Origin of the sequence: Chryseobacterium ureilyticum (genome assembly GCF_900156735.1) — a bacterium.
GTDB lineage: Bacteria > Bacteroidota > Bacteroidia > Flavobacteriales > Weeksellaceae > Chryseobacterium > Chryseobacterium ureilyticum.
The window spans coordinates 86,719-107,065 of the sequence record NZ_FTOL01000013.1; the positions used below are offsets into that span (position 1 = coordinate 86,719).

Sequence of the window (20,347 nt, forward strand, 5' to 3'; positions counted from 1 at the left end):
AGGACTAATTTACACCAATTTCATCAACAAACAGCCATGCTTTTGAGTCTGCTCCGGGATTTCCCGCTGGAATAATTCCTGCATTTTCAATGACAACTTTCAGATATTTTGTATTTTGCTTTCCTACGTTGAGAAGGATTTTTCCATTTGCTTTCTGTATTTCTTCTTTTCCTATTTCCTTGATCTTGGTAAAGTTTTTATTGTCATCTGAAACATAGATCTGCGCAGATTTTGCAAGATGAATCCAGCTTCCTTTGTTTTCAAGAGTATTAAAATAAACTTCTGTAAAAGCTGTTTTGGTTTCAAAATCTATTGTTGCCACCACATCTTTCCCCTGAAATCCAAGCCAAGTTTTGCCAAGTTGTCTTACGTTTCCGATAATTCCGTCTAACAGAGTAAAAGCTCCTCCAAATGAGTAATTTTCGCTCGGTTGTTGCTCAAGAGTGATCGTTTTACCTGTTGTTTTTGAAATTGTAAACTGTTGTGAAGAAACAGCACTTTTCAGTTGCCCGTCTTCAAAATAAGCTGATTTAACAGTTAAAGAATTAGGAATAGCAATCGGATTCTGATATGTTTGGGAACTGATTGTCGGAATACTTCCATCCAAAGTATATCTGATTCCGTTTGAGTTTTGCGAAGTTGAAAGTTCATAAGCAATTCCACCATTTGCCGGAATTACCTTTCCTGAAATATTATAAATACTTTTCGCATAGTTCACATTCATTTTATCCAAAACTTTGAACTGATTGATTACTCTTCCTTCAAATTCTTTATAATTTTTAGAGTCCGAAGTTCCCCATGCCACTTCTGAAAGTGCCATCAATCTTGGGAAAATCATATATTGAACTTGTTTGAAATCTAAGATATACTCTGTCCATAAATTTGCTTGAACTCCCAGAATATATTTTGCCTGCTCTGCATTCAGTTCTTCAGGAATCGGGTTGTAAGAATAAATTTTATCCAATGGTGTAAAACCACCGAACGCATTGGGCTCAGATTGAGGATCTCCCTGATAATGATCAAAATAACAGAATGCTCCGGGCGTCATCACAGCGAAATGTTTTGATTTTGCAGCTTCAATTCCTCCGTTTACACCTGTCCAGCTCATTACAGCAGCGTTTGGAGCAAGTCCGCCTTCAAGAATCTCATCCCAACCTATAATTTTTCTGCCTTTACTATTGATATATTTTTCAATTCTCTGAATAAAATAACTTTGCAGTCCATGTTCATCCTTTAAATTATTTTTCTTGATTAAATCCTGACAATGTGCACATTCTTTCCATCTTGTTTTTGGACATTCATCGCCTCCGATATGAATATATTGTGATGGAAATAACTGAATCACCTCGTCCAAAACGTTTTCAAGGAACTTAAATGTTTCATCTTTAGGACAAAAAACATCATCAAAAACACCCCATTTTGTAGCAGATTCAAAAGGTCCTTTTGTGCACGCAAGTTCCGGATAAGCCGATAATGCGGCTAAAGCATGTCCTGGCATTTCAATCTCAGGAACTACTGTAATATGCCTTTCCTGGGCATATTTTACCACATCTTTGATCTGCTCCTGAGTATAAAAATAAGGACCGTACGGTTTTCCGTCAAAGGTATTATCAACGTAAGCTCCAATCATTGATTCCTTACGTTTGGAACCGATTTCCGTAAGTTTAGGATATTTTTTAATTTCAATTCTCCAACCCTGATCATCAGTTAAATGCCAATGAAAAGTATTTAGTTTATACATGGCTAAATAATCGATATACTGCTTTACCTCATCCACCGTGAAAAAGTGTCGGCATACATCCAGATGCATTCCACGCCATGCAAATTTCGGCTGATCTTCAATTTTCATCGCCGGAATTTTTCCATCTTTTTTAGACTCTTCCAGCAATTGAATCAATGTTTGAAGTGCAAGAAAATATCCCTGTTGAGTGGAAGACTGTATTTGAATTTGCTTTGGGGTAACAGTCAGAATGTAAGATTCTTTATTTTCACCGGATTTTTCAGGTAAGCGCGTGTAAATCAATTGGGCATCTGCTTTTTTAGCACCCTGAAATTTCAGTACCATACTAAATCGTTTTTTTAAATATTCTGTTTCCTTTTGAGGTAAATCATTACTCAATTTTAAAACTTCAGGAACTGTAAAACTTCCGTCATGAGTTTCTATATTTTGAGGATAAGGAATTAAGTTCAGCTTTTTCTGAGCATACATAATATTCGAAATGATAAGCAATAATGCTAAAAATAGACGGGTCATTAGATAGGATTAAGATTGTAGCTAATATACTTATTTTTCAAAACTTTATCATGGTGAGCTTTGTTCCTAAAAAAGAATTGCAAAATTCTAAAAACATCAAAAAAACTTAACCTCATAACAATATACAAATCAAAAACATACAATAATTAAAATTGCATTAAGCAAACAAATAAAATTAATGGTTTATTTTTTGATAGGCTTACGTCACTTAAGATTAAAAATCTAAATTTGTAAAAAAATACGATGAGAAAAAGCATTTTTATAGCAGCCGGATTATTCCTTTCAATTTCTACTCAAGCTCAGCTTCTTGATATGATAAAATCAACAGTTAAAGATAAAACAGGAATTGATCTTAATAATCCACAGGCAACGAAAGGTACTACTACTGCAACAACAACAAATACGAAGACCACCACAACAGTTCCCACTTCTACTTCAACCCAAACATCTCTTCTTAATGTTGGAAACCTTACTTCCTCTCAGATCTCTTCCGGATTAAAGGAAGCTTTAAGTCTTGGTGTAACGGACGGAGTGAAGAAACTGGCATTAACAGACGGTTTTTTAAAGAATGAAGCGGTAAAAATCTTAATGCCTGAAAAACTAAGAAAGGTTGATACTACTCTACGTTCTGTAGGATTAGGAAGCCTGGCTGATGAAGGGGTAAAGTTATTAAACAGAGCGGCAGAAGATGCTGTAACAGAAGCAGCACCTATTTTTACCAATGCGATCACTTCTATGACGATTACTGATGCTAAAAATATTCTTTTAGGCAATAATAATGCTGCAACAAGCTATTTACAAAGCAAAACTCAATCACAGTTATTTACGGCTTTTCAGCCGAAAGTAAAAGCTTCTTTAGGAAAAGTAGGAGCTGATACTGTTTGGAAGAACCTGATTTCAAAATATAACACCTTTACAGGACAATCTGTAACGACTGACCTTAATGAATATGTTACTACAGAGACCATCAATGGGGTTTTCAAAATGGTGGCGGATAAGGAAAGCGGAATCAGAAATACTCCGGCTATGAGAACAACAAGCGTATTGCAGAAAGTTTTCGGGGCTCAGGATGCTAATAGATAAATAAAAACTTGAATAGAATAGAAAGGTTGTTTCACACTTGAAGCAACCTTTTTTTAATCGCCACGAACGCACGGATTCTTTTTTTATTCATGCATTCGTGTGATTAAAAATCTGCAGAATCTCCAGAATCTGCGAGAGAAAATGTGGTTTACAAAGAGATTCTTCATTACGCAAAGCTTCATTCAGAATGACAGCAATACTCCTGATTCAAATTCTTTTTCATTCCTAGGACATTATGAGGATTGAAATAAAAAAACCTTGCGGTTGGCAAGGTTTATATTGTATTTAGAATTGCATTTCAGGAATTTCACCTTCAATGATAAGATCTGCTTCTGTAGCTTTAATAATGTCTTCTACCGAAACTCCCGGAGCTCTTTCCAGAAGTTTAAATCCTTTTGGAGTTACTTCCAGTACAGCTAATTCGGTTACTACTTTTTTCACACAGTTTACTCCGGTCAAAGGAAGAGTACATTTTTTCAGGATCTTACTTTCTCCTGCTTTATTTACGTGCATCATTGCAACGATAATATTTTCAGCGGAAGCAACAAGGTCCATAGCTCCTCCCATTCCTTTTACCATTTTTCCCGGAATCTTCCAGTTGGCAATATCCCCATTCTCAGAAACTTCCATAGCTCCAAGGATTGTAAGATCCACTTTCTGACCACGGATCATCCCAAAACTAAACGCTGAATCAAAGAATGAACCTCCGTCTAAAATAGTAATAGTCTGTTTTCCTGCATTGATGATATCTGCATCTTCTTCGCCTTCGAAGGGAAAAGGTCCCATCCCAAGAACTCCGTTTTCACTCTGGAATTCTACGGAAATACCTTCCGGAACATAGTTGGCAACCAAAGTAGGAATTCCGATTCCCAGGTTTACATAATAACGATCTCTCAGTTCTTTTGAAATTCTTTTGGCAATTTGTTCTTTTGTAAGCATAATAAAAACTTAGACTGCAATTTAATTATTTTCAGCCGAATACAAAAGGGATTTTGAAAGCGGGAAGTTGGAAGCTGGAGGCTCGATGTTAGTTATGGTCGGAAAACTAATATACTCCTCTATAATTACTTATATGCTTTATAACTTCCTTTTTCTATGGTATGGTTTTAAATCTTCCTCAACCACAGAGTATTGTCATTAACAATTAACATCGTTAGTAAAAATAATATCATTAATTTTGCACCATTATTTACTAGAATGAAGATACTTTTAAAATACCTTAAACCATATCAATGGCTGATTGTTATTTCTTTGCTATTAGCCACTATCAATCAGGTTTTTTCTTTATTTGCTCCGGCTATTACAGGGAATATTCTGGACCAACTGGTTACCCATCCTAATTTTTTCGATAAGGAAAAGCTTTTACCCAGAAATATTGATGAATATCTTTACGGAACATCCGTATACCATGGAGCTTTCTATTTCTTAGGGTTATTGATCGGGACTGCCATGGTAAGCAGAATTGCCAAGGCATTTCAGGATTATGTAGTGAGTGTTATTACTCAGAAATTTGGAGCTAAAATCTTTACAGACGGGCTAAAACATTCGATGGCTTTACCTTATCAGGAGTTTGAAGATCAGAGAAGTGGTGAAACCTTATCTATTTTAACGAAGGTAAGAGAGGATTCGGTGAAGTTTATTACTAATTTCATTAATATATTCTTCGGGATTTTAGTCAGTATTATTTTCGTTTCTGTGTATGCTGTCCGTTTGCACTGGTCGATTATGCCGGTATATATCTGTGGAATTTTCCTGATTGCTTTTATCACCAATTTATTGAGTAAGAGAATAAAAGTAATTCAGAAAAATATTGTTTCTGAAACTACGGCATTAGCAGGAAGCACCACGGAAAGCCTTAGAAATATAGAAATCGTGAAGAGTTTAGGATTGACGAATCAGGAAGTTATCCGTCTGAACAATAATACGTATAAAATTCTGGGACTTGAACTGAGAAAGGTAAAAAGCATTCGTTCTTTAAGCTTTATTCAGGGAACGATGGTTAATTTTCTTCAGCAGATGATTACTCTGACGCTTTTATATCTGATCTTTAAAAATATTGTGACTCCGGGTCAATATCTTTCGTTGATGTTTTATGGATTCTTTATTTTCGGACCTATGCAGGAAATCGGGAACATCATTATTTCTTACCGTGAAGCAGAAGCTTCCCTTCAGAACTTTGATCGTTTGATGAAAAAAGATGTTGAAGAAAAACCACTTCACCCTAAGCAAATTGGTGCGATTGAGGAATTGGATTTCAAACATGTTTCTTTCAAACATCAATCAGCTCAATATAAAGCATTGAATAATATTTCTTTTGATGTGAAAAATGGAGAAACCATTGCTTTTGTGGGACCGAGTGGCTCTGGTAAAAGTACACTGGTGAAATTATTGGTTGGACTTTACCGACCTCAGGAAGGAAATATTTTTTACAATGGGATTAACGGAAAAGAATTTGATTTTGATGAATTGAGAAATCAGATTGGTTTTGTGACCCAGGATACTCAGCTTTTTGCGGGAACCATTAAAGAAAACCTTCTCTTTGTGAATCCTCATGCTACAGAACAGGAACTTGCCATTGCTTTGCAGAAATCGAGCTGTACGGCATTATTGGAAAGAGCCGAAAAAGGTATAGAGACTGTGATTGGAGAAGGCGGACTGAAACTGAGTGGTGGTGAAAAACAAAGAATTGCCATTGCAAGAGCGCTTTTAAGAAAACCACATTTATTGATCTTTGATGAAGCGACATCTGCTTTAGATAGTATCACGGAGGAAGAAATCACCTCTACTATCAAGGATATTTCTGAAGAAAGAGAACAAATTACGGTACTGATTGCCCATCGATTAAGTACCATTATGCATGCAGACAAAATCTATGTCTTGGAACGCGGACAGATTGTAGAAACAGGTTCTCATGATCATTTGATTACTGAAAAAGGACTTTATTATGCGATGTGGAGACAACAGATTGGGGAAAGGAAAACAACCATTCCACAATCGTAGAAATAAATGAGTAAAGATTTCGAAAAAGTCGCTGATTAAGCTGTATTATATTTTGCCACGAATGCACGAATAAAAAAGGATTCGTGCATTCGTGGCAATTGAAAATCTGCGGAATCTGCTGGAAATTTTATATTGAGATTCTTCATTCCGTCTTTGAACTACAACACAACAAATGAGCGATAAAAAGGTTAAAATTAATTCAATAAAGAAAGCGCTGAAAGTTCATTCAGCGCTTTTTTATTGTCAATGATATCCCTTCAGAAATTTATTCCTTAGTTCTAACAGTTCTTTGCTCGATTCTTTTTTCAAATTTTTCACCCTGGAAAATTCTCTGAATCATAATTCCCGGAATATGGATCTCATTAGGATCTAATTCTCCCGGTTCTACCAATTCTTCTACTTCGGCAATAGTAATTTTTGCTGCACCCGCCATAGGATGGTTAAAGTTTCTTGCAGATCCTTTAAAGATAAGATTTCCGGCGTGATCACCTTTCCATGCTTTTACAATAGAATAATCTGCTTCATAGGCATGTTCTAAAATATGAGGTTTTCCGTGAAATTCTTTCACTTCTTTTCCTTCTGCTATTTCAGTTCCGTAACCTGCAGGGGTATAAAATGCAGGAATTCCAGCCTGTGCAGCTCTGCATTTTTCTGCTAATGTTCCTTGAGGAGTAAGCTCTACATCCAGTTCTCCTGAAAGCATTTGTCTTTCAAATTCAGCATTTTCTCCTACGTAAGAGGAGATCATCTTTTTAATTTGTCTTTTGTGAAGTAATAATCCTAACCCGAAATCATCTACCCCGGCATTATTTGAAATGCATGTCAAATCTTTCACATCGCTTTCCACCAAAGCGTTAATTGAATTTTCAGGGATCCCACAAAGTCCAAAACCGCCTAGCATCAGCGTCATTCCATCTTTAATTCCTTCGATGGCTTCCTTTGCATTTTTTACTCTTTTATCTATCATGAAATATTAGATTTTTCTGTTGGCTAAATTTAATAAATTTTATTGTATATCCGATGAATGGAAAAGATCATAACTTCTGTTGTCTCATAAAGAACAATTTTAAGCATTTAAAATCATTACAATCAGTTTTTTACAGCTAAAAGTGAACAAATTGGTTCACTTTTTCATATATCTCGTAAATTTGATATATATTTGGGGTTTTAAATCTTCGGATATAATTGATTTAAACACAATTTCAATGTAAAAATTATTTCAGACAGGATAACTACTGTCTCTCCCATCGCTTTATCTGTTACTTATACTCCAAATGGTCTACAAAAGCGCACTAACCATAAATTAAAATCAAACTTAATAAAAAACATGAAAAAATTATTTACGTCAGCTTTACTTGCATTAGTACTCAGCATTAACGTATATGCACAGGAAAGAACTTATTTCGATGAAAACTGGGATAAGACTACCAAGGAAAACATGGAATATTACCGTGAAACCACTGCAAAAGGTAAACTTACCCTAATCAAAGATTTTTATAAAAACGGAACTCTTCAAATGGAAGGTCTTGCTTCTGATACCACTCCAAGCAATGAAGTTTTTGACGGTAAAGTAACCTGGTACACTCCTGAAGGAAAGGTAATGAGCGTGGTAACGTATTCTAACGGTAAACAAGTGGGAGTTTCTCAGACTTATGATGCGACTGGAAGATTAATTGAAGATGTGGTTTATAAGGCTGATGGTACTTTTTCAGGGAAAAGTTTCAGTTTTAAAGATCCGGAAAACGCTTATTACTATAATACTCTTACAGTATATGAGAACTCTAACCCATCGCAAACGATTATTTTTGATGAAGATATCAAAGGAATCAGATCTGAGACGATCAGAACTAAGAATGGTGAGTACGAAAATAAATATTATGGAGATAAGGGAAAATATTTAGGGAGTTCAACTTCTGAATCCGGCAGTGAAAATACTCAGGTAGATTATTATTATAACCCGATGAGAATTGCCAAACTTGAGAAATATAAAAGCGACGGAACTTTAAAGGAAGGGGTAATCTATGGGAAAAACGGAAAGGTTCTACAGGAGCAAAAAAGAGGTAAGAAAGATGGTTATAAGACGACTTACGATGAAAACGGAAAGAAAATAGCTCATTTAACTTATCTGTATGATAAAGACAACGATACCTATAAGCCAATGGATGGTGAGGATTATCAATTTGGTTATGATAATGAATATATTTCCAGTGTAGACATTTATAAAAACGGAGAAGCTACAGTGAATAAAGTGTTTGATGAGGAAGGAAAACTTTCCAGTGAAACTTATTTAAAAGATGGCTCTACACAAGAGATTAAGTATTATTCTCCTGACGGAAAATTAAAATCAACGTTGACCTATAAAGATGATTTCCCGTACAATGGTACTACATACGAAGGGCTTAGTGAAAAGCAATATAAGGATGGGGTTATTGTAAACTCAAAAGGATATTATGAAGAGAATAAGCTTAGAATTGAGAAGAAATTAAATGCTAAACAAACGGCTTATGACGCAACTGTATATGACAGTAAAGGAGCTATTTTATATACGTATAATCAACCTTTAAGTGAGGATGGAGATGATGATTATTCTTTCACAGCTCAGATTGTACAATATGTAAAAGGAAAACCAACAAGCAAATCTTCTGTAAAAGGCGGAGTTCTTCAGAGCGGAAAAATTAAAATAAAAACTTACGGCGGAGCTAAAGAACTTGAACGTAACGGAAAATGGATTTTATTAAAAATTTACAATGCTGAAGGTAAACTTGTTCAGGATACTAAAGTTTTAGCTGATACGGGTGATGATTATTTTGCTACTGACAGTCAGACTGTCATTCAGGAAGAGCAATTACAGCCTGATTATGATTAATAATAAGTCTATTTAATAATATAGCAGTTTCAATTTTTGGAACTGCTTTTTTAATGCTTATTTATTTCTCACTGATCTTTTATTTTAAGTAAGCCAAGACATAATTGATTTTCAATCGATTCTGAGGAAACGAACATTTTTTATATAAAAATCGGCTGTCATTACAGACAGCCGATTGTATTTTTAATGGATATTTATATTTGGCTTTTATTACTGAATGATCAGTTTTAAAGTAAATAATTTTCTTGTGTGAACTTTTACGAAGTAAACCCCTTTCGGAAGGTTTTCATTCACTAAAGAGAAACGTTGGTTGTGAATATTTTTAGATTCATACAGTAACTCTCCTGCTGCTGATACCAATTCGATTTTCTCAATCGGATAATCACTCTTGATGAATGTTGGCTCACCTGGTTTTGTTGGGTTTGGATAAAGAATTACATTTTTCTCTGTACTTTTTGCTTCATCTATTCCTAAAGAAGCTGAATTTACCTGGAATTGTACTCTATTTGAAACTTCTGTGTAAGAATCATTAGTGAACATTACCATATAATAGTTTCCAGGTGTGGTAGGTATTGCTGTTCCCTGAATGGTTTTCGTTCCCTGTGTAACTCCGTCAAAGTAAGTATAAGAAACGAAGTTGTCATCCGGTGTTTGAATGTTCTGAGGATAAATACCTAACCAGTCTTTGATAATTCCCGGAGAATCCGTCCATGAAGCAGTAATATTTTCACCTAATGAGTAAACAGGTTTGTTGATCCATAGTTCGGTAACGATATCCCCTACTTTAAAGAATACTTTCTCACCGATACCATTGTATCCGTCTTCCAATAGATATTGTGCATAGTAATATCCTTTCGGAAGACCTGTGAAATTAAGCGTTCCAGATGGTGTTGTCACATAGCTCCATTTGATGGAAGTGGTTGTTCCCGGAGTCTGTCCCATTTTATAAATCCCGATCCAGTCTTTTTGTAAGTTCGGACCATCTGAAAAATTAATCGTAACAGTTCCTCCTACCGGATAAGTGTCTGCTGTAGCCTGTAGCTGAACTTTCGGTCCTACATAGAAGTTTTTCCTTGGTGTAATTTCAGTATATCCTCCATTGGCAAAAAATCCTGCAAAGTATTGCCCCTTATTAGGCAAGCCATTGTTGAAAGTAACCGTTCCCGCTGTTTGTCCGTTCGTATAGATATATCCTTGTGAAGTTGCGGACGTTGGAATCTGCCCTTTTTTATAAATACCTACCCAGTCCTGCTGATTCCCAGGACCTCCCGTGAAAGTTCCTACGATAGGTTCGTTTTGAGTATATTCGGATTTATCTAATGTAAATGTTGGATTTGAAACCACGCTTCCTACAATTTCGAACTGTTTCACATCGCTCCATTCACTCCATTCAAGGTTTCTGTCTCTGTAACGTGTTTTCACATAATAGACTCCGTTCGGAATAGAGTTCGTAGCCAATGTTACTTTTGTAATATCTACTCCTTCATTCAAGTTTTTGGTTTTATCAGGATTTCCGTTTCCGTCTTTTCCAAACCAGTTTTCAAAATCACGGTATACTTCTTTTTCAATAACAGAAAAATCAGAGGCTTTGCTTATCAGGAATTGCGTTGTGTTTAACAGCTCTCCGTTTGAAGATGAAAACGCGCTTCCATCCAATGTTAAAGGCAAATTAATTGGTCCTGCAAACGTATTTGTAATAGATGGTTTGGCAGGTTTTGGCTGATTTTTATATCGGTGGAATGAGTCTACAAGTTCGTTATTTTTCTTTGTATAAACGCCCCCGATTGAATAACATTCAATATCTACTTTTCCTGTTGGAATATCTACTTCCACAATCTGATACGTCCAATCCGTTAATGTTTTCTGAACATCATCGAAGTCTTTCTCATTAGACATTCCCCAATACTGATCCCATGCCGTTCCTCCTGAAATAATCTGATAATTAGGTGTGTTTTTCAATTGCCCTCTATGATATAAATGATGATGAGCTCCCACATGCATCAGATATTTATTGGAAGTGACCAAAAGAGGCACTGCACTATCTCTTACCCATTGAGAAATATCTCCTACATACTGCTCTGCCTGATAAGGTCTGTGGCTTAAAGAAATAATCCAGTCTACGGTAGGGTCATTATTTGCTTCATTTAGAATTTGCTGAAGCCACATTTGCTGCGCGGATCCCGTGTGCTCTGAACTTAAACTTACAAATAATACATTTCCAGCCTGCTGGGCATAATAATTTTCATTTCCAGAACTGATATTCTTATACTTAATCTCATCTATATAAAAGTGAGCATAGTATGAATTCATTCCTAAAGTTCCGTAAGTCTCATGATTTCCTACGGTTGTCTGAATCGGCAAATAAGGTGATAACTTTACATTCTTTTTGAAGTGAACATTCTCATAATGATCCAAAGTGCCAACGTCTACCTGATCTCCCACCATAAAGGTAAGCGCAATATTATCGGATGGGTCAGAGTTTGCACCAAATTTTTGCTTTAATTTTTTAAAAGCATTTAAGGTAAGACTATCATATCTTGGTTCTGCTTTGATCTGGTTATCTCCCATGATCAGAAAACGAATCTTTCCATTAGCAGTTACAGGTTGTCCTGGCAATGGTAGTGTTCTGAAATTGTATACTGCAGACTCATTGGCACCTGTTTTTATTTTATAATAATACTTGGTATTAGGCTGTAGATTGGCAATTTTAGCAGTGTGATAATAATAATTATTATTATATCCTGTATCTGAAAAAATGTTGGTAGTACCGGTAACGGTCACATTTAGATTCGTGGGTGAATTTCCGTAGATTACGGTTGTTTCATTATTGGAAGCAGTCTTCCAATTGACGATCATAGAATTCGGGGTTGGGTTTTGAAGATAAGGAAACAAAACCTGCCCGAATGCCATCTGGACCACGAAACAAAAAAAGAAGAAATAGTGTTTCATAATAGCTTAGTTTTAAAATGACATAAAGAGTTATAATTTGTGAATCAAGAATTTAAAAAATCGTTACTCAGATTTTTATTTCGGGCAAAAGTATGCTTCCCATATAAACCCTGTCTGATGGAATCTTAAAGAAACTGTTAAATTTTTAGCAAAATCAAAATGAAAAAATTATAGTTTTTAGCACATTAATTATTTGGTGTATTCAAAAACTATTTTGTACATTTGCAACCTGTTATTCAACCTCTGACGATAAACGTGTAAGTTGCTTAGCTTTAACATTTTATTTTATTAATAATGGATTTATTAAAGTACGTACAAGAGAAGTACATTGCGAAAAAAGAATTCCCTGAATTCAAAGCAGGTGATACAATTACTGTGTATTACGAAATTAAAGAAGGACAAAAGACTAGAACTCAGTTCTTCAAAGGAACAGTTATCCAATTAAGAGGTACTGGTTCTACAAAAACTTTCACAATCAGAAAAATGTCTGGTGATGTAGGTGTAGAAAGAGTATTCCCTATCAACATGCCTGCACTTCAAAAAATCGAGGTTGACAGAAGAGGTAGAGTTAGAAGAGCTAGAATCTATTACTTCAGAGATCTTAGAGGTAAAAAAGCGAGAATTAAAGACGCTGCTTACAAGAAGAAATAATTCAGACAACAATAAATGCAAAAAGAGGCTGTTCGCAATATGTGGACAGCTTCTTTTTTTATGAGTAATTAGCACTATTATAGCTTTATATATTCACATTATCCTTTATAAGGAGTGCCCTTTCCGGTTTCCAGGAATAATTTCAGACTGCTTAAAAATTGCAGCCATCCATTAGAACATATTTCATAACATTCTACAGAAGGCTTTAAGCCAATATGGGTAAGATGCAGTAAAGTTGTATTTTCCCTCTTCTCTATTTCCCAAATGATCGTAGTTCCAATCCATTCTGTCTGATTTTTTAATTCAGGAAGAGCAATCAAGGAATCTTCAACATACCAGATCACCTTCGAATCTGCCACTGTTTCTTTTACTTTCATTGTTTTATGAATGTTCTCTCCAAATCTTATTGTAAAAACACTATCTGTTTCGGACGAAGATCCTTCAAACATATCAGTCCACCAAAGAGGAATTTCCCTGGTTAATGCCTCATATGCTTTACCAGCTTTCGTTTTTACTTCTATTATGTTTGTATAATTGTCCATAAGATCTTTTTTTGGTACTACAATTTTATGTAAATAACTTGGTATTAGACTTTTCATAGGGCAAGTTTTTGGTAATTTCAACCACCCCGTCAAAAATTCATAGAATTTTTGCCCCCCCTTGCAAAGGAGGGGAATAATTACGTCTTCAACTGAAATTTTTGTGTTTACTATATAAGATATACTGTGAAAATTTTATTCATTTTTCATCAAATACTGTAATGGTGTAGAGCCTGTATGTTTTTTAAAAAACTCAATAAAAGCACTATCGGAAGAGAAGTCTAAAATGTGTGCTACCTCTCCTATTGAGTTTCCTTCCACCAAAAGCTCAATGGATCTTTGAAGCCTCCATTGCTGTCTCCATTCCTGGTAAGATAATCCTGTTTCTTTTTTAAAAATTCTGGTGATTGTCTTTTCTACAGCGCCTGTTTTTTCTGCCAATTTTTTCAGCATTGGTGGCATTGCAAAACGCAAAGTCCATTCCTCTACAACTTTCTTAAAACGGTTATCTTGTGGCATTTTAAGGGTAAGTTTCTCTTCGGGAGCTACACTTATTTCGTTCCAAAATACATTTAAAATATTTTCCTGAGCACGATCAGGAGTTTTCCATTCCCAAAAACAAATTCTTTCAATAATTTCCTTTAATAAAGAGTTCACATGCAACACCTTAAGACTTGATCCAATATATTTTCCTGCATAATCTATATCAAAATAAATAGATCTATAAGCAACCATATTCCGAAAATTTACCCGGTGTAATTCATTGGTGGGAATCCAAAGCATTCTGAAGGGAGGCAGAACAAACTGACTATCAGAAGTTGTTACTGTCATACATCCAGACGGAGCATACAGTAATTGAGCTTTAGTTGTATGCAAGTGAAATCCGGAGTCATGCATTACCATATCGGAAGCAATACCAATTACTTTGCCCTTGAGAGAATCTGCATCAAACTCATCATTTTGCTTCAATATAGCCATGTCCTATTTTTGATATTTTTTGTTTTTTTATCATTATAAATATAGTCTGATTTTTTCAAAACTTTGCAGAAAAAAATGAAAAAGACAAATCCACTTTGGTTGCTAACGTTATTGGTAATGCTTCCTCAATTTGTGGAAACTATTTACAGTCCTGTTTTACCGATGGTACAGGAGAAATTCCGGGTAAATGAAGAGGCGGCAACATTAACGATTAGTTTATATTTTATAGCATTTGCTTTGGGCGTTGCTTTTTGGGGTATTCAGTGTGACAGAATAGGAAGAAAAAAATCATTGGAATACGGATTAATCACTTATGGAATCGGAACATTGATGGCTATTTTTGCTCAGGATTTTATGATACTACTTGCTGCAAGAGTTCTTTCAGCATTTGGAATTGCTGTAGGCTCTATTGTTACTCAGACTATTTTACGTGATACTTATGATAAAGATAATATCAGCAAGGTATTTTCCTGGATTGGCATTGGTTTATCCATTAGCCCTATCATAGGGATGACAACAGGTTCTTTACTTACATCATCTTCAGGGCATCAAGGGGTTTTCATTACTTTATACCTTGTGGCGGTGTTGTTTTATGTTTTATCGAGAAAAAATGTTTCTGAAACAATTATTTCCAACAAGGAAACAAACGTTCAATCTCTGTTTATTTTATTACAACGGATGATCCGAGATCGTGGTATCATCAAATGTTGCTTACTGATCATGAGTTTCAATGTATTGTTGTTTTCCTATTATTCTCTGGCTCCTTTCATCTTTAAGGAACAACACTATTCTTCTTATGTTTTCGGATATAGTAGTATTATATTGGCTGCCGGGACATTTATAGGAGCAAAGTTTAACAGGCTTCTGTTGTTAAAGAATCTTAATTCAGAAACATTGGTTAAAGCAAGTACCTTAGGAGCTTTTATAGCTTCTGTTTTCGTATGGATTTTAATACATCACGGGGTATATTTTTTAATTCCTTACTTCTTTATAGTCATGGCATTCAGCATTGCTATCCCGAATATTCTAAGTACGGCTTTAATCAATTATAAAAATGAAACAGGAAGCGCCGGAGCTTTATTTGGGCTTATGTACTATATATTGATTGGGCTTGGGTTGGTGATGGTAGGATATATTCAGAATCTGGGAATTTCAAGTGTTATTTTTTCAGGAATCGGAGCTTTTGCTTTACTGATATTCCAATCAAAGAGAAAGACCGTTTAGCGTAAACGGTCTTTTCTTAAAAATCTAACAGAAATTACTTCTAGACTTTTTATTATCAGTTATTTAACAACCACTTTTTTTGAAATAGTTTTCCCATCAGTTTTAATTTTCACTACATAAACTCCTGTTCCTACCTGACCAATAATAACATCATTAATTCCAGATTTTAATTTTTCAGATGGTTTAATCAGTTTACCTGAAAGATCAAAGATTTCATACTCAACATTTCCTTTAATATCAGACTCAATGGTAAACCTTCCATTATTAACCGGATTAGGATAAATTTTAAGCTGTTGCTTATCTGTTTTAACAACATCACTTACCGCTAAAACATTTGCACAGTTTCCTAATCCTACAGCACACCACGCATTCTCTACCTGCTGATGTTCGTTAGAACCTGCACCATAAAGATCTATAACTGCCTGTATCGATCCATTGTAAGCATCAATATATGCACTATTTGCCGTCAGGTAATTAGCTAAAGTTCTGTAAGCAATCTTTTCTGCCTTTTGTATTGTAATTCCAGAAACATTAAAAGCCGTTCCATTATCATTAGTGCCTGAGCCTCCTTGTGAAAGTAAATAAAACCAATAATTACCTACCCCACTATTTGTATGCACTCCGCATCTATCATTATCCGTATTGGGTGTACATGAAGCCGAAGCATCTTTCCAATAAGTTCCTTTATAGGTATCCGGCTGCTGGCTCCCAAAAGCAACAGGTCCACTATTAGGATTAGACATACTTCTCATAAAAGCACCAATAGCCGGGTTTGGGATTCCTTCACCCATAGTCCAATTTGGATTCACTCCGGAATAAAACTCGATTGCCGTCCCAAACATATCTGCAAACGATTCATTTAAAGCCCCTGATTCCCTCTCATAGGCAAGATTCGCAGTTCTACTTACAAGCAAGTGAGAATATTCATGCCCTGCAATATCTATCCCTACCACTGGATTCAATATTGGAATTAATTGACCTTGGTATTCAACCTTTCCATTTCCATATATCATTACAACAAGTCCTTGTGCATCAATTGCTCCAGCATTTGCTCCATCATAAGGTTCGTTAGAACCTGCTTTCATATTAATATTATAGTAATTTTTTATAATAGAACCATTTCCGTCATAAGAATTTCTATTATGTCTGTTCATATAATAATCATGAGATATCTCCATTGCCCAATGAACTTCTACTGCTGGTTTGGTAGCCACTGAAGTAAAATTAGCTGTACTATTGGTATACTCATTTATAGTACCTGTTAGCTCACCATTAAGAAAATCAGCATCACCATCCCAACCAGTCCCATCGCGTGTATAAATATTACGTGAAGTATTTTTTAAACGAAACTGTCCATTGAATGAATCAACTGTAATATTTCTATTCCCTTTATAATATGTAGCACTTGTAGATGAAGTATCTAGCAAGGGAGTAACAACAGGTACAATTCCTACAGACTTTTTTTCACTAACCAAGATAGGATTAATAACAGAAGGTAGATTATCTTTATAGATTTTACTCAATTTTTTAACAATTTTGCCACTTTTATTATCAATATAAAATACATAAGCTTTCAATCCCTTCCTAGTCACTGCATTAATCTGAGAAGTAGAATACAATCCTATTTCTTCACCTTCATCTACTTTTGTAATGAACTGTTCAAAGTCTGCAAAATTAACATTTGGAGTTCCCAGATCTTCACTAACGATTTTCTCCACCTTTTCTTTTGCAAGTGGGAAATCAACAACTAAGTTAATATTACCCGTTAATTCTCCATTTACATATAATACCTTTCCATCTTTTTCATGAACCAAAATCAGTTCATCTGCAACTTTTACTTTTTTATAAAAGTGCTGAAAAACAGAACGTTTCACTCCAATATCGTCTGTTTTAGCGCTTACAAATTCAAAAGTATGATTACTATCTATCCCAAACCATTTATTCAGGTTTGGAATTAAAAAGTCAGTCGAAACTTTTTTCCCATTAAAATTTGCGTAAAAATTTCCCATCGCAGAAGATGTTAAGATTCTAGGCAAGTCCTTTGTTGAAACTTCTATGCTTTTCTCCTGTGCCTGTACTAAAGTTAATGGTGCGAGACCAACAGATAGGCTAAAACATAAAGTTTTAATAATAGTAAGTGTTTTTTTCATCTAAAATTAAATTATTAATTCGACAGAAAATTAATAAATAAACTGACAAAACAAACATAAAAACAGAAAATTAATTAATATATTTTAAATAATAAATCAAAAACATAAATAATAAACATTTCATTAAAGTGTAACTTAAATATTTAATAAAAAAATAAATTAAAAATCCTAACACACTTAATAAAACACTTTACAGAAAATAAAGGAAAAGAGTAAAATATTTTTTTAACAACAGTAAGGACAATTCAAATTCAAATTCACTAAATTATATTATCCCGTTATTATTATTCTTTTTAAACAGCAAATCAACATAATATTTAAGAACAAATAAACCTATTGCCATCGGAATCATTGATAAACAAAAGATCACAAATGGCCAGAACCACAGATGCCAAAAACCACCCCGAATAGCTTTTGACGGATCTTCTTTATCAAAATAGACTGTTACATCTCTGAACCACGCCCTAGTACTACTGCTATAATCAGAATAAAGCGTGTGAGATTTATTTGAAGAATCATAATAGGAAATCACAGGAGAATACATCTTTCTATACCCTCCATCATCATCTTTTGACCAATGTTCTTCATAGCTTGTGATAAGACCATCGGTTTTGATACCATTTGATACCAGATTGATATGTTTCTGAAATTTATCTAGACTATAGTAAGCTCCTCCTACTCCCATTCCCAAGAGTAAAAGCGTAAATAGCAATGAGAAAGAAACAATCAGACAACCATCTTCTTGCTTTGGTGGAGTAAATTTTTTCATCTTTATTTAATAAAATCATACAAGGCATTAAAGAATTGAGGGTAAACTTCTATATGTGGAAGATGTCCTACATTTTCAAGTTCTACCAGTTTTGAGCCTTTAATTTCCAGCTGTGTTTTCTTCCCCAGTTCCTGATACTGTCCCATTTTAGACTGAAGTTCTTTGGGTGCCCGATCTTTACCAATTGCAGTTCTATCTCTTGTTCCAATAATTAGCAAAGTAGGGGTTTTTATATTTTTAAATTCATAACAAACAGGTTGATTATAAATCATATCAGAGGTAAGCGCTGCATCCCATGCTACCTGCGGATAGTCTTTATGAAGCGTCCATCCTGCAATCAGATCAAGCCAAGGTTGATATTCTTCCTTCCACTTGTTATCGTAATAGAATTTTAACTGATAGTTTTTATAGGTTTCGGAAGTATTTTTTAATTCTAACTGATATGCCTGATCAATGGTTTGATACGAAGCAAATGTTTTATAGTCTTCAAGCCCTATAGGATTTTCCAGGATAAGTTTTTCTACTTTCTCAGGATATAATAATGTAAATCTGGTAGCCACCATTCCACCCATCGAGTGCCCCAGAACAATTGTTTTATCAATATGAAGTTCATCTAAAACAGCTTTTGTATTTTCCGCCAGTTGTGAGAAAGAAAATTGATATTGATGAGGCTTAGAAGACTTTCCAAACCCGATCTGATCGGGAATAATTACTCTGAAACCTTTTGATGCCAGATCTTTCGCTGTTCTTTCCCAATATGCTCCATTAAAATTTTTACCATGAAGAAGCATGATCGTTTTTCCATTAGATTTTTGCGGTTTTACATCCATATAAGCCATCTTTAATTGGTTATCCTGAGATTTAAAATCCATAAAGTGAACCTCAAAAGGATATTGATAATTGGATAACATTGCATCTAAAGGTCTTATTTGAGAAGACATAAAACCGGAAATGGTTGTAAATATCAGAGCTGTTGTTATATTTCGAAAATAGTTCATAAGCCTTATTTAAAGTTTAAAAATAAAAAAACCGCTCCAAAGGGAACGGTTTTAAGTATGATTTTATTTAAATATTATTTTTTTAAGACATTTCTGCCACTGAAATTTCTTTTTCTTTTTTGGAAGGTAGATTCATTAAAACAATTGCAAAAAGAATCAGAACAATACCTACCCATTGTATAAACAGCACTTTTTCTCCTAACAGAACGAACGCCATAGTTACAGAAACCGGAAGTTCCAGTGATGAAACAATACTTCCCAATCCTAATCCTGCATTTGGGAAACCTACATTGAACAAAATTGGAGGAATAATGGTTCCAAATAAGGCAAGAATAAAACCATATGTCAAGAAAATTGAATAATTAAATGGATGAATATGTTCTGTATTTTCTGTAAAGTTCAGGTAAAATGATTTTAAACCATCAAAATACATAGGACCAATCTGAGCAAAGAACAAAAATGCAAAAACTACAATTGAACCTCCCGTAAGCATAATAATACTTTTTCTGAAGACCGGTAAATGAGTAGCCAATGTATTGGAAGTAAACATCGTAAGCGTATACGAACCTGCTGCCATCAGACCCCAGAATACCCCGTGCCAATCCAGTTCTATATCCATATTGATAAGATTTGTGGCTAAAACAGTTCCTAATAATACGATAATCACAGAAATTACTTTTCTCGCATTGGGTAGTTTTCTGGTCAGGATACTCTCTATCACTACACTGAACCATACTGATTGCATCAATAATACAATAGCAATAGACACATTGATATACTGTACTGCTATATAGTCATTCCTAAAAATAAATACAACGATTTGATATTCAATATTTTATTATCAAATTTCGCTTAAAAATGTTGTATAAAATTGCAGAAAATCGTA

General features: G+C 34.7%; 14 protein-coding genes and 1 pseudogene. 5 read left to right on the forward strand and 10 right to left on the reverse strand.

Annotated elements, in window-relative coordinates; translation table 11 throughout:
- Positions 1-4: 4 nt before the first annotated feature.
- The gene (locus BW983_RS22440) at positions 5-2,254 is read right to left on the reverse strand and encodes a family 20 glycosylhydrolase (RefSeq protein ID WP_076553992.1); all 2,250 of its coding nucleotides are present in this window, start codon (positions 2,252-2,254) and stop codon (positions 5-7) included.
- Between the two features lie 243 nt (positions 2,255-2,497).
- On the opposite strand from BW983_RS22440, the gene BW983_RS22445 reads away from it, so the two are divergent.
- The gene (locus tag BW983_RS22445; RefSeq protein ID WP_076553993.1) at positions 2,498-3,337 is read left to right on the forward strand and encodes a DUF4197 domain-containing protein; all 840 of its coding nucleotides are present in this window, start codon (positions 2,498-2,500) and stop codon (positions 3,335-3,337) included.
- Positions 3,338-3,622: 285 nt separating this feature from the next.
- Here BW983_RS22445 and BW983_RS22450 read toward each other — a convergent pair whose 3' ends face one another.
- A complete protein-coding gene (locus BW983_RS22450; RefSeq protein WP_066695789.1) occupies positions 3,623-4,276 on the reverse strand; it encodes a CoA transferase subunit B in 654 nt (217 codons plus the stop codon).
- Positions 4,277-4,534: 258 nt separating this feature from the next.
- Between BW983_RS22450 and BW983_RS22455 the strand changes: the two genes are divergently transcribed.
- Positions 4,535-6,337 (forward strand): ABC transporter ATP-binding protein, encoded by a 1,803-nt coding sequence (locus BW983_RS22455; RefSeq protein WP_076553994.1) that lies wholly within the window; start codon positions 4,535-4,537, stop codon positions 6,335-6,337.
- A 265-nt stretch (positions 6,338-6,602) separates the two neighbouring features.
- On the opposite strand, the gene BW983_RS22460 is transcribed toward BW983_RS22455, so the two are convergent.
- Complete coding sequence (locus BW983_RS22460) at positions 6,603-7,304, reverse strand: CoA transferase subunit A (protein WP_076553995.1); 702 nt, start codon at positions 7,302-7,304, stop codon at positions 6,603-6,605.
- Positions 7,305-7,664: 360 nt separating this feature from the next.
- On the opposite strand from BW983_RS22460, the gene BW983_RS22465 reads away from it, so the two are divergent.
- On the forward strand, positions 7,665-9,203 hold the full coding sequence (locus BW983_RS22465; RefSeq protein WP_076553996.1) for a toxin-antitoxin system YwqK family antitoxin: 1,539 nt from the start codon (positions 7,665-7,667) through the stop codon (positions 9,201-9,203).
- Positions 9,204-9,413: 210 nt separating this feature from the next.
- Here BW983_RS22465 and BW983_RS22470 read toward each other — a convergent pair whose 3' ends face one another.
- Positions 9,414-12,152 carry a fibronectin type III domain-containing protein gene (locus BW983_RS22470; protein ID WP_076553997.1) on the reverse strand — a complete coding sequence of 913 codons (2,739 nt, stop codon included), beginning with the start codon at positions 12,150-12,152 and terminating at the stop codon, positions 9,414-9,416.
- A gap of 294 nt (positions 12,153-12,446) precedes the next feature.
- On the opposite strand from BW983_RS22470, the gene rplS reads away from it, so the two are divergent.
- Entirely contained in the window at positions 12,447-12,803 is a 357-nt protein-coding gene (gene rplS / locus BW983_RS22475; protein WP_065393784.1) for a 50S ribosomal protein L19, read from the forward strand.
- A gap of 98 nt (positions 12,804-12,901) precedes the next feature.
- On the opposite strand, the gene BW983_RS22480 is transcribed toward rplS, so the two are convergent.
- Positions 12,902-13,402, reverse strand: coding sequence for an SRPBCC family protein (locus tag BW983_RS22480; RefSeq protein ID WP_076553998.1), 501 nt, complete (start codon positions 13,400-13,402; stop codon positions 12,902-12,904).
- 135 nt (positions 13,403-13,537) lie between these two features.
- Complete coding sequence (locus tag BW983_RS22485; protein WP_076553999.1) at positions 13,538-14,320, reverse strand: AraC family transcriptional regulator; 783 nt, start codon at positions 14,318-14,320, stop codon at positions 13,538-13,540.
- A 75-nt stretch (positions 14,321-14,395) separates the two neighbouring features.
- Between BW983_RS22485 and BW983_RS22490 the strand changes: the two genes are divergently transcribed.
- Entirely contained in the window at positions 14,396-15,544 is a 1,149-nt protein-coding gene (locus tag BW983_RS22490) for an MFS transporter (RefSeq protein WP_076554000.1), read from the forward strand.
- Between the two features lie 59 nt (positions 15,545-15,603).
- On the opposite strand, the gene BW983_RS22495 is transcribed toward BW983_RS22490, so the two are convergent.
- The 4 genes and pseudogenes from BW983_RS22495 to BW983_RS22510 all read right to left on the reverse strand — a co-directional run.
- Complete coding sequence (locus tag BW983_RS22495) at positions 15,604-17,694, reverse strand: M4 family metallopeptidase (protein ID WP_076554001.1); 2,091 nt, start codon at positions 17,692-17,694, stop codon at positions 15,604-15,606.
- Between the two features lie 265 nt (positions 17,695-17,959).
- Positions 17,960-18,463, reverse strand: coding sequence for a DUF3592 domain-containing protein (locus BW983_RS22500; protein WP_076554002.1), 504 nt, complete (start codon positions 18,461-18,463; stop codon positions 17,960-17,962).
- Between the two features lie 2 nt (positions 18,464-18,465).
- A complete protein-coding gene (locus BW983_RS22505; protein WP_076554003.1) occupies positions 18,466-19,461 on the reverse strand; it encodes an alpha/beta fold hydrolase in 996 nt (331 codons plus the stop codon).
- A gap of 82 nt (positions 19,462-19,543) precedes the next feature.
- Positions 19,544-20,254: pseudogene (locus BW983_RS22510) on the reverse strand (EamA family transporter); the annotation flags it as partial.
- Positions 20,255-20,347 lie beyond the last annotated feature (93 nt).

Coding starts and splice junctions, on each gene's coding strand:
- BW983_RS22440 (WP_076553992.1), bottom strand. CDS start 2,254: ATGACCCGTCTATTTTTAGCATTATTGCTTATCATTTCGAATATTATG.
- BW983_RS22445 (WP_076553993.1), top strand. CDS start 2,498: ATGAGAAAAAGCATTTTTATAGCAGCCGGATTATTCCTTTCAATTTCT.
- BW983_RS22450 (WP_066695789.1), bottom strand. CDS start 4,276: ATGCTTACAAAAGAACAAATTGCCAAAAGAATTTCAAAAGAACTGAGA.
- BW983_RS22455 (WP_076553994.1), top strand. CDS start 4,535: ATGAAGATACTTTTAAAATACCTTAAACCATATCAATGGCTGATTGTT.
- BW983_RS22460 (WP_076553995.1), bottom strand. CDS start 7,304: ATGATAGATAAAAGAGTAAAAAATGCAAAGGAAGCCATCGAAGGAATT.
- BW983_RS22465 (WP_076553996.1), top strand. CDS start 7,665: ATGAAAAAATTATTTACGTCAGCTTTACTTGCATTAGTACTCAGCATT.
- BW983_RS22470 (WP_076553997.1), bottom strand. CDS start 12,152: ATGAAACACTATTTCTTCTTTTTTTGTTTCGTGGTCCAGATGGCATTC.
- rplS (WP_065393784.1), top strand. CDS start 12,447: ATGGATTTATTAAAGTACGTACAAGAGAAGTACATTGCGAAAAAAGAA.
- BW983_RS22480 (WP_076553998.1), bottom strand. CDS start 13,402: ATGAAAAGTCTAATACCAAGTTATTTACATAAAATTGTAGTACCAAAA.
- BW983_RS22485 (WP_076553999.1), bottom strand. CDS start 14,320: ATGGCTATATTGAAGCAAAATGATGAGTTTGATGCAGATTCTCTCAAG.
- BW983_RS22490 (WP_076554000.1), top strand. CDS start 14,396: ATGAAAAAGACAAATCCACTTTGGTTGCTAACGTTATTGGTAATGCTT.
- BW983_RS22495 (WP_076554001.1), bottom strand. CDS start 17,694: ATGAAAAAAACACTTACTATTATTAAAACTTTATGTTTTAGCCTATCT.
- BW983_RS22500 (WP_076554002.1), bottom strand. CDS start 18,463: ATGAAAAAATTTACTCCACCAAAGCAAGAAGATGGTTGTCTGATTGTT.
- BW983_RS22505 (WP_076554003.1), bottom strand. CDS start 19,461: ATGAACTATTTTCGAAATATAACAACAGCTCTGATATTTACAACCATT.